Consider the following 11,109-nt stretch of genomic DNA (forward strand, 5'->3'; position numbering starts at 1 on the left):
CATGTATATCGATATTTTTGTAGAAATATCATAATTATGACACCAACAAAACAAGGCCTTTATTCTCCTGAATTTGAACATGATAATTGCGGTGCTGGATTCATTTGTAATCTTAATGGAGTTCGTACAAACGACATCATCCATAAAGCACTAGATATTTTGGTTCGCTTAGAGCATAGAGGCGCTGTAAGTGCAGATGGAAAAACGGGAGACGGAGCTGGTATTTTAATTGAGATCCCTCATGAATTCTTTAAACAATCTTGTGATTTTATAATTCCAGACCGTAAAGAATATGCTGTAGGAATGGTTTTTCTTCCAAAATCTCAGAATCAGGCAGCAATTTGTACAGAAATATTTACTGAAAATATTAATAAACAAGGGCTTTCTATACTGGGATGGAGAAATGTGCCTGTTAATCATACCTGTATTGGGGAAATAGCCGCTAAAACAGAACCTGAAATTAAGCAGGTGTTTATTGGTAAAAACAACCTAGAGCTTACTGAAGCAGCCTTTAATGCTAAATTATTTGCTGCGAGGAAACTAACAGAGCATACTATTCTTAAGTCTGGATTATCTGAAGTTGGATATTTTTACTTTTGTAGCCTCTCTACCACTACTATTATTTACAAAGGTTTACTAGTACCAGAAGATATTAGTGCTTATTATAAAGATCTTACAGAAAATTCAGTTGTTACTAAATTGGCTTTAGTTCACCAAAGATTTTCTACCAATACTTTCCCTACTTGGGATCTTGCGCAACCTTTTAGATATATGTGTCATAACGGTGAAATTAACACCCTGAAAGGTAATTTAAGCAGAATGAAAGCTCGAGAAGAGTTATTTGAAAGCCCCATATTTGGAGATACCATAAAAGATATCCTTCCTATTGTCTTAGAAGGAAAATCAGATTCTGCTTCTATGGATATGGTGCTGGAATTACTTTTGCAAACAGGAAGATCTTTACCAGAAGCAATGATGATGATGGTGCCAGAAGCATGGGAAAAGCATAAATCTATGCCCGATAATAAAAAGGCTTTCTATGAATACAATGCCTGCATTATGGAACCATGGGATGGTCCAGCATCTATTCCATTTACAGACGGCAATTATATTGGCGCCCTACTAGATAGAAATGGTTTACGCCCTTCCAGATATACAGTAACCAAGAATGGTTATGTTATTATGTCTTCTGAAACCGGGGTTATTGATATTAAACCAGAAAACGTTTCTTACCATGGAAGATTAGAACCTGGAAGAATGTTTTTAGTAGATATGAATGAAGGGCGAATTATTCAAGATGAGGAAGTAAAAGACAAAATTGTTTCTGAAAGACCTTACAGAGAATGGTTGGATAAAAATCTTCTTCCCTTGGCAAAAGTTCCATACACAGACTACAAAACACCCATAGAACCAGAAGCCAGAATTACACGTCTTAAAGTATTTGGTTTCACTACAGAAGATATTCAAACACTTATTATCCCTATGGCAACCCAAGGCAAGGAAGCTATTGGTTCAATGGGAACAGATACTCCTTTGCCTGTACTATCTGAAAAACCGCAATTACTTTACAACTATTTTAAACAATTATTTGCGCAAGTAACAAATCCTCCTTTAGATGGAATTAGAGAAGAAATTGTTACTGATATAAGTCTCTCTATTGGTGGAGATAATAATATTTTTGATGTTGTTCCAGAGCAGTGCAAGAAGTTACGAATTCAAAATCCCGTGATTTCCAATGAAGATTTAGATAAAATTAAATTTATAAATCACCCTGATTTTAAAGCAGAGTCAATCTCTATTCTTTATGAAGCGGAAAAAGGATTAAACGGACTGGAATCTAAGTTAGACCAAATTATAAAGGAAATTGTAAGCCATATTGACCAAGGCTACAACACCATTATTCTTTCAGATAGAAAAGTATCAGAAAATCTCGCACCCATTCCTGCTATTTTAGCCTGTTCTTATGTTCATCATACCCTTAAAAAGTTAAAGAAAAGGTCTGCTATTGGAATTATAATTGAATCCGCAGAACCAAGAGAGCCGCATCATTTTGCCATGCTCTTTGGTTATGGTGCCAGTGCTATTAATCCATATTTAGTTAATGAAATTATTCAAGAGCTAGTTGAGGAAAAAGAAATAATAGGTATTTCGGCAGATGCAGCTATTCAAAATTTCAACAAAGCAATCGCCAAAGGTATCGTAAAGATCATGAATAAGATTGGGATTTCTACCTTACATTCTTATAGAGGTGCTCAAATATTTGAAGCATTGGGTCTCAATAAAAAATTCATTAATACCTATTTCTGTAATACCTCCACCCGAATAGAAGGGATTGGACTGTATGAAGTTGAAAAGGAAATTCAGAAAAGATTTAATAAGGCCTTTAAAACCGACTCCATTTCTGGTGACTTAGATCTTGAGATTGGCGGCGAATATAGATGGCGAAGAAAGGGTGAAAGACATATGTTTAATCCTACTACGGTATCAAAATTACAACAAGCCGTAAGACAAAATAACTTTGAAAGTTATGAGGAGTATGCAAAAATGATCAATGATCAAAGTGAACGCCTTATGACTTTAAGAGGAATGTTTGAATTTAAAAATTTAAACCCTATTCCACTAGAAGAAGTAGAACCTTGGACGAATATTGTAAAGCGATTTAAGACTGGAGCTATGTCTTTTGGTTCTATTAGTAAAGAAGCACATGAAAATCTAGCGATTGCTATGAACCGAATTGGGGGGAAAAGTAATTCTGGTGAAGGAGGCGAAGACACTAAAAGATTTTATAAAGATCCGGACGGAAACTGGAGAAACAGTGCTATTAAACAAGTAGCGTCTGGTAGATTTGGAGTGTCTATCAATTATCTTTCTAATGCGAAAGAAATTCAAATAAAAATGGCTCAGGGAGCAAAACCAGGTGAAGGCGGACAACTTCCTGGACCTAAAGTTAATCCAGATATTGCCAAAACTAGAAACTCTACTCCATATGTAGGCTTGATTTCACCCCCGCCTCATCATGATATCTATTCCATAGAAGATCTTGCACAACTTATTTTTGATCTAAAGAATGCAAATAGAGAAGCAAGAATTAATGTAAAATTAGTTTCAGAAGTGGGTGTTGGAACTATTGCCGCCGGTGTTGCCAAAGCCAAAGCAGATGTGGTATTAATCTCAGGTTTTGATGGAGGTACAGGGGCTTCTCCTCTAACTTCACTTAAACATGCTGGTTTACCATGGGAACTTGGTATAGCAGAAGCACAGCAAACGCTTGTTCTTAATAACTTACGTAATAGAATTGTAGTAGAATGCGATGGACAACTTAAAACCGGTAGAGACGTTGCTATCGCTTGCCTACTAGGAGCAGAAGAATTTGGATTTTCAACTGCACCATTAGTAGCATCTGGCTGTATCATGATGCGTGCATGTCATTTAAACACATGCCCCGTAGGGATTGCGACTCAAGACCCTGAACTACGTAAAAATTTCAAAGGTACACCAGAACATGTTATAAATTTCATGTACTTCATTGCGCAGGAATTACGAAAAATTATGGCTTCTTTAGGATTTAAAACTATTGAAGAAATGGTGGGACAAAGTCAGAAACTTAATATGTCAAACGCTATCTCACATTATAAGGCACAAGGCATAGACCTTTCTAATATTTTATATAAACCCGCTGTTAAATCTGGCACAAAACTTTATAATACTGAAAAACAAGATCATCACTTAGAAAATGTATTAGATTTTAAAATTCTAGCACAGGCACATCCTGCGATTTACCGAAAAGAAAAAATGAGTCTGGAATTCAACATTAGCAATACAGATAGAACCACAGGAGCCATTATAAGTAATGAAATTTCTAAAATACACGGTGGTAAAGGACTTCCCGAAGACACGCTTACACTAAACTTTTCCGGTTCTGCCGGTCAGAGCTTCGGGGCTTTTGCCACTCATGGTCTTACCATGAAAGTATATGGAAACACAAATGATTATTTTGGGAAAGGACTTTCAGGTGCCAAATTAATTGTTCAAATACCAGAAGCAGCCACCTTTGAACCCCACAAAAATGTGATTACAGGTAATGTCGCTTTATATGGTGCAACTAATGGCGAAGCTTACATTAATGGAATAGCAGGAGAGCGTTTTTTAGTTAGAAATTCCGGTGCAAAAGCAGTAGTTGAAGGAATTGGTGATCATGGCTGTGAATACATGACTGGTGGTATTGCTGTAATTCTTGGCGCTATTGGAAGAAACTTTGCAGCTGGTATGAGCGGAGGTATTGCCTATATTCTTAACGAAGGCAATACTGTTGATACCAATAATTTCAATATGGAAATGGTTAATCTTGAAGAACCAAGTGAAAAAGACACCTTAGTAATAAAGGAGTTAATAGAGGCTCATCACTTCCATACAAAAAGCCCCAAAGCAAAAAGTATTTTAGATAATTGGGAGCAATTAAAATCACAATTTATCAAAGTAATGCCAGAAGAATACAAAAAAGCTTTGGAGCGAATGGAAATTGAAAAACAAAACGACAATCTTAAACTATCAACTGTAGAGTAAAATGGGAAAATTAAGAGGATTTTTAGAATTTGAAAAGGCTCATGAGGAAAATATTCCTACAGAAGAGCGTATAAAAAACTATAAAGAGTTTACCAAAGAACTTTCTAGAGAAGAATTGGTAAAGCAAGGAGGAAGATGCATGGATTGTGGTATTCCATTTTGCCATAGCGGTTGTCCACTTGGTAATATGATTCCAGATTTTAATGACGCCGTTCATAAAAATGATTGGCAAAAAGCACTCAGAATATTACATGCTACCAATAATTTCCCAGAGTTTACCGGAAGACTTTGTCCTGCACCATGCGAATCTGCCTGTGTTCTTGGTATTATTAAATCTCCTGTTTCTATTGAACTTATAGAAAAGTATATTGTAGAAAGAGGTTTTATGGAAGGATGGATAAAGGCCGAACCGCCAAAAACCAGAACTCATAAGAAAATAGCTGTAGTTGGATCTGGACCTGCAGGGCTGGCAGCTGCTCAACAATTAAATAGAGCAGGACATACGGTTACAGTGTTTGAAAGAGACCAGAAGATTGGCGGACTCTTACGATATGGTATTCCTGATTTTAAACTTGAAAAAAGAGTAATAGATAGAAGACTGGCAATATTAGAAGAAGAAGGCATCATTTTCAAAACTGGGGTTCATGTGGGTGTCAATTATGATGTGGAAGATTTAAAAGCTTTTGATGCAGTAGTTTTATGTGGTGGCGCCACAAAACGAAGAGAAATGCAAATACCCGGAGCAGATGCAAAAGGAGTAATTCAAGCAATGGATTTCCTAAAAAATAATAATGAAGTAGTAGATGGCATTGGTACAATGACTGATGAACTTTCTGCTAAAGGTAAAAATGTTATTGTAATTGGTGGTGGTGATACCGGATCTGATTGTGTTGGAACTTCTAACCGTCACGGCGCTAAGTCAGTAACAAATTTTGAAATTATGCCAATGCCAACTGAGCATCGTACAGAAGAGCATCCATGGCCATTTTGGCCCTTCACACTCAAAACAAGTTCTTCACACGAAGAAGGATGCGATAGAAATTGGAGCATTAATACTAAGGAGTTTATAAAAGATGATCAAGGGAATTTGATAGGTCTTAAAACTATTGAGGTAGAATGGATCAAAGAACAAGGGAAAAGACCAAGACTTCAGGAAATAGCTGGCACCGAGAAGGAATGGCCTTGCGATATGGCATTACTCGCTCTTGGGTTTACAGGGCCTCAAAAAAGTTTAATTGAACAACTGGGTCTTCATACAGATGCAAGAACTAATATCAACGCAACAAAATATCAAACAAATATCCCTAATATTTTCGCTGCAGGCGATATAAGAAGAGGACAATCATTAATTGTGTGGGCTATCTCAGAAGGTCGTGAAGCAGCGCATGAAGTAGATAAATTCTTAATGGGAGACTCTTCCCTACCAGTAAAGGAAAAGGGAGACTTGCCCGCTGCTTAAAAACTTACTTTTCAAAACAGAAAAGCCTGATTTTAATAAATCAGGCTTTTCTGTGTTAAATACAGATGAATTATCAACTATTTGCGCATATAATAAAGTTAATAGTTAATATTTTTCCGTAGTTTTAAACTGTAATTTTTTTTTAAAGAATGAAAATGAATAGAATCTTCAGCTTTACAGTGCTTCTTTTTCTTAGTTTTTTTCAACTTACCTTTTCCCAGACAAAATATACTTTAAGTGGTACTATTTCAGAGGCTGTAAGTAATGAAAGTATGATAGGCGCAACCATTATTATACCTGAATTAAAAACTGGTGTCACCACCAATGAATATGGTTTTTACTCCATAACACTTCCAGAAGGGGACTATACATTTGAAATTAGTGCCTTAGGTTTTCAAAGCATTAGCGAGAAAATAAAACTAGATCAGGATAAAAAAATAAATTTCAATCTTAAAGAAGCAGTAGAAGAGCTAGAAGAGGTGGTTTTAATTGAAAGTGCGGAAAAACTAAATATCCGAAAACCGCAAATGAGCGTTAACATTCTATCTGCCTCAACTATTAAAAATATTCCGGTGGTACTGGGAGAGGCAGACGTAATAAAATCATTATTGCTATTACCTGGTGTTACGAATGCAGGTGAGGGAGCTTCCGGGTTTAATGTGAGAGGAGGTGCAGTAGATCAAAATCTTATTCTATTAGATGAAGCTACTATTTTTAATTCTTCACACCTTTTCGGTTTTTTTTCCGTATTTAATCCTGATGCCATTAAAGATGTAAAGCTTTTTAAAGGAGGTATTCCAGCCAGATATGGAGGTCGTGTTTCTTCCGTACTTGAAATTTTTCAAAAGGAAGGAAACAGTAAAGAATTCAAGGTTAACGGAGGTATAGGTGCAGTTGCCAGCCGTGTTTTGGCAGAAGGCCCTATTGTTAAAGACAAAGGTGCTTTTTTAGTAGGCGGTAGAGCTTCTTATGCACACCTTTTTCTTCCTCTATTTGAGATTGAAAACATCGCTTACTTTTATGACCTCAATGCAAAGCTTAATTATCGTCTAAATGAACGAAATAGTATTTTCTTATCTGGCTATTTTGGGAGAGATCTTTTTAGAATTAATGATAATTTTGAAAACATCTACGGGAACTCTGTCGTAAACTTTAGATGGAACCATCTGTTTTCTGATAAACTATTTTCAAACCTATCACTTATCTACTCTGATTACTATTATGGCTTAGAATTAGATTTTGTAGGATTTAAATGGAATTCCGGTATTGCAAACTTTAACCTTAAATATGATCTTAAACATTATGTAAAAGATGGTTTACAAATAAACTACGGTGTTAATAATATTTATTATAGCTTTAATCCGGGCAAAATAGAACCTAATAGTAGTGATTCTGGAATTGTAGAAGAGCAACTTACCAAAAAATATGCAAATGAATCTGCTGCTTATGTGGATGTTGAACATCAAGTAACCGAAAAACTAAGCTTGCAATATGGTCTTAGACTTAGTCATTTTATACGATTTGGACAGGACGACATCTTTGTTTACAAAAACGACCAACCTGTTACGTTTGATCCCCTTCTTCTTCTTTATGAGGAAGCAACTCCTATAGATACTATTAGTGCTGGAAGAAGTGAGCAATTAGCATCCTTCACCAATTTAGAGCCAAGAATAGCACTTTCTTATGTTTTTAATAGAAATAACTCGCTAAAAGCAAGTTATACTAGAATGGCACAATATCTTCATTTACTATCTAATACAAGTTCTCCTACTCCTCTTGATGTATGGACACCTAGTGGCCCCTTTGTAAAGCCTCAATTATTAGATCAATATGCAATTGGCTATTTTAGAAACTTCAAAAATGGTGCATACTCCCTAGAAACAGAGGTGTTTTACAAAGATGTTGCAAACAGAATAGACTATATTGATGGGGCAAATTTAATTGCAAATGAAGCCATAGAAAGGGTTATACTAAACGGTCAGGCAAGAGCTTATGGATTAGAGATTCTTTTCAGGAAAAATGAAGGAAGATATACTGGTTGGATTGCGTACACACTGTCCAAGTCGGAACAACGAACCCCTGGTAGAGCGGCTGTATTTGACACTGGAAGATCTAATCTTGAAACTGGTATTAATCTGGGTAACTGGTACAATACTCCTTATGACAAAACACATGATATTTCTATCTATAACAATTATGAATTAAACAAGAAGTGGTCATTCAACATGAACTTTGTCTATCAAACTGGGCAACCTACCAATTACCCTATAGGTAAATTTGAATTTCAAGGGCTTACCATTCCTTATTATGGATTGCGAAATAAAGAAAGACTCCCAGATTATCATAGAATAGATATCTCGGCCAAACTTACACCTCGTAAAAATGCCAATAGAAAACTAAAGGGCGAGTGGATTTTTAGTATTTATAATCTATATAGTAGGCGCAACGCAGCATCCATTAATTTTAGACGAAATCAAGATACCGGAGCTAACGAAGCGGTTAGAACGTCTATTTTTGGCATTGTGCCAGCAGTAACTTATAATTTTAAATTTTAAGCGTATGAAAAAATATCTTTATATACTTACAGCTAGTTTGTTGATTACAGCTTGTGAAGATGTAATTGATGTAGAGGTTACCTCAGAAGAACCCAGACTTATTATTGATGCGTTGATTCGCGTGGATCCTAACGAAGAATTTACCAAAGTTGTCGTCAAGGTAAGCCAGACAAGTTCCTTCTTTGAATCTACTACCCCTGTTACTTTAGAGCAAATATCATTGAGCAATCTCGATTTTCCGCGTGATACAATAGATCCGGATACGCTCAATGAAGAATCCCCAGGATCAGGTATCTATACCAAAACTTTCGAAACTAGTTTTCTTACTGCTGGAGAGCTTGTGTTAATGATAGAATATGAAGGCGAAATCTTTGTTGCAAGAACCAGCTATGTAAGAACCAATAACTTTAATAGCATAGAGCAAGGTGATGGAAATCTTTTTGGTGATGAGGAGACAGAAATAGTTGTAAACTTTAAAGATATTCCTGAAGAGGATAATTTTTACTTATTTGATTTTGATTTTGCAGAATATTTAGTGACAGAAGATACATTTTATCAAGGGCAAGATTTCGGTTTTTCTTATTTTTATGATGAAAAATTAGATTCTGGTCAGGAATTATCCATTAGTATTATGGGTGTTGAGGAATCTTTTTATAATTATATGGATCAACTGATAGAGCAATCTGGCGATGATTTTGGTCCCTTTGCTACTCCTGCAGCTACCGTAAGAGGGAATTTTATTAACGGAACAGAAATTGACGGCGAGGATGTTTTAGATAGTGTAGAAAACCCTAACAACTTTGCATTGGGTTATTTTGCCATTTGCGAAACATTTACACAAACATTCATTGTAGAATAATGGGCTTCCATATATAAGAATTCCATGGTGTTGAGATTATAATTTTAAAACCCTATGAAAAAAATTCTTTATGCACTTGCAATTAGTTTATTAATTACAGCATGTGAAGATGTTATTGATGTAGAGGTTACTTCAGAAGAACCAAGACTCATCATAGATGCATTGATACGTGTAGATGAAAATGTACCGTTTTTGATAGCTAGAATTACAGCCTTTGAGTCCAGTTCGTTCTTTGATGAACCTGTGCCGGCAAGTCTTACACAAATTAGTATTGTAAATGTTGCCCTTGCAGAAACAGAGGTTTTTGAAGAGACAAGACCAGGATCAGGTATTTATGAAGAAGACATGAGTACTGATTTCCTCACCTCTGGAGAGCTCATTTTACAAGTAGAGTATAAAGGTAAAATATTTGCTGCAAGAACCAACTATGTAAGAACCAATAACTTTAACAGTATAGAACAGGGTGATGGAAATCTTTTTGGTGATGACGAGACCGAAATAGTTGTAAATTTTAAAGACATTCCTAATGAAGATAATTTTTACCTTTTTGATTTTGATTTTGCAGAATATTTAGTAACAGAAGATACCTTTTATAAAGGAAAAGATTTTGGCTTTTCCTATTTTTATAATGAAGAATTAAATGCGGGGCAAAAATTATCCATTAGCATTATAGGTGTTGAGGAATCTTTTTATAACTATATGGATCAACTAATAGAGCAATCTGGTGATGATTTTGGCCCCTTTGCTACTCCTGCAGCTACCGTAAGAGGGAATTTTATTAATGCTACAGATATTGATAATGAGGATGTTTTTGACAATGTAGAAAACCCAAATAATTTTGCATTGGGTTATTTTGCCGTTTGCCAAACATTTACTCGAACAATTACCGTAGAGTAATATTCAATATATTTGGACAAGGTTTTTAATAAGTTTTACGACCTGATTTATGAATCTAAGGTAGTATTTATTAATACAAAGGCTTTTGCTAGTTTTATTGCTAATGCAATAGAAGACAATAGTCAATCATCCTTCTTAAATAACTTCAGTTCGACGTAAATATGAATTAAAATCAAGTTTGAAATTGTCCTTTTCCGCAGTATAACAGGTTTTTACGTTAAGAATTTTCGTGACTCCTACAGTTCGGGGGAGAAATATAAATTCATGAACTCCTTTACAGAAAATAGAACTTAGTGAGCTAAGATTTAGGAAAATGAATGCGGTTTTAACCTTTTCGACTAAAAACACTTCTGAACATCGAAGATTCATGAATTCCTTTACAGAAAATAGAAATAACATGAACTAAAAGATCTTCTTCCCAATATAGCTGGAATAGTATTAGCTAATACATCAGAAAGTTCAGCTATAAAAAAGTAGGGAGCGAATCTATTCAATTTATATGCTCAACTGAAAAAATCGAATATAAAGGACTTGCCACCCTTTTTAAAGATTACCATATAAGGTTTAGGTAAATTAATACAATCTCCAAATAGTTATGAGAGGGATTATTACTCATAGCGCAATAATTTGTATAAATATATCTGAAAAAAAGCTGGGAATAAAGGAGAGGTAATACTATTGATATAGCGGCATAAAAAAACCCTTCTCTTTAAAGAGAAGGGTTTTTGAGCAAGGCGGCGACATACTCTCCCGGTTACCCAGTACCATCTGCGCTG

5 protein-coding genes are annotated in these 11,109 nt (G+C 35.4%); all 5 read left to right on the forward strand.

Annotated elements, in window-relative coordinates:
- Window positions 1-36: 36 nt before the first annotated feature.
- The 5 genes from gltB (at window position 37) to WBG07_RS17740 (ending at window position 10,333) form a co-directional block, all read left to right on the forward strand.
- Entirely contained in the window at window positions 37-4,563 is a 4,527-nt protein-coding gene (gltB, locus tag WBG07_RS17720) for a glutamate synthase large subunit (protein ID WP_340203239.1), read from the forward strand.
- Window position 4,564: 1 nt separating this feature from the next.
- Complete coding sequence (locus tag WBG07_RS17725) at window positions 4,565-6,022, forward strand: glutamate synthase subunit beta (RefSeq protein ID WP_340203240.1); 1,458 nt, start codon at window positions 4,565-4,567, stop codon at window positions 6,020-6,022.
- A gap of 155 nt (window positions 6,023-6,177) precedes the next feature.
- Entirely contained in the window at window positions 6,178-8,577 is a 2,400-nt protein-coding gene (locus WBG07_RS17730) for a TonB-dependent receptor (protein WP_340203242.1), read from the forward strand.
- Between the two features lie 4 nt (window positions 8,578-8,581).
- Window positions 8,582-9,436 carry a DUF4249 family protein gene (locus WBG07_RS17735; RefSeq protein WP_340203244.1) on the forward strand — a complete coding sequence of 285 codons (855 nt, stop codon included), beginning with the start codon at window positions 8,582-8,584 and terminating at the stop codon, window positions 9,434-9,436.
- 54 nt (window positions 9,437-9,490) lie between these two features.
- Window positions 9,491-10,333, forward strand: coding sequence for a DUF4249 family protein (locus WBG07_RS17740; RefSeq protein WP_340203246.1), 843 nt, complete (start codon window positions 9,491-9,493; stop codon window positions 10,331-10,333).
- The last annotated feature ends 776 nt before the right edge of the window (window positions 10,334-11,109 follow it).

This window comes from Ascidiimonas meishanensis, assembly GCF_037782385.1.
GTDB lineage: Bacteria > Bacteroidota > Bacteroidia > Flavobacteriales > Flavobacteriaceae > Ascidiimonas > Ascidiimonas meishanensis.

Excerpts from the sequence above, each read along its gene's own strand:
- gltB (WP_340203239.1), top strand. The coding sequence starts at position 37 with ATGACACCAACAAAACAAGGCCTTTATTCTCCTGAATTTGAACATGAT.
- WBG07_RS17725 (WP_340203240.1), top strand. The coding sequence starts at position 4,565 with ATGGGAAAATTAAGAGGATTTTTAGAATTTGAAAAGGCTCATGAGGAA.
- WBG07_RS17730 (WP_340203242.1), top strand. The coding sequence starts at position 6,178 with ATGAATAGAATCTTCAGCTTTACAGTGCTTCTTTTTCTTAGTTTTTTT.
- WBG07_RS17735 (WP_340203244.1), top strand. The coding sequence starts at position 8,582 with ATGAAAAAATATCTTTATATACTTACAGCTAGTTTGTTGATTACAGCT.
- WBG07_RS17740 (WP_340203246.1), top strand. The coding sequence starts at position 9,491 with ATGAAAAAAATTCTTTATGCACTTGCAATTAGTTTATTAATTACAGCA.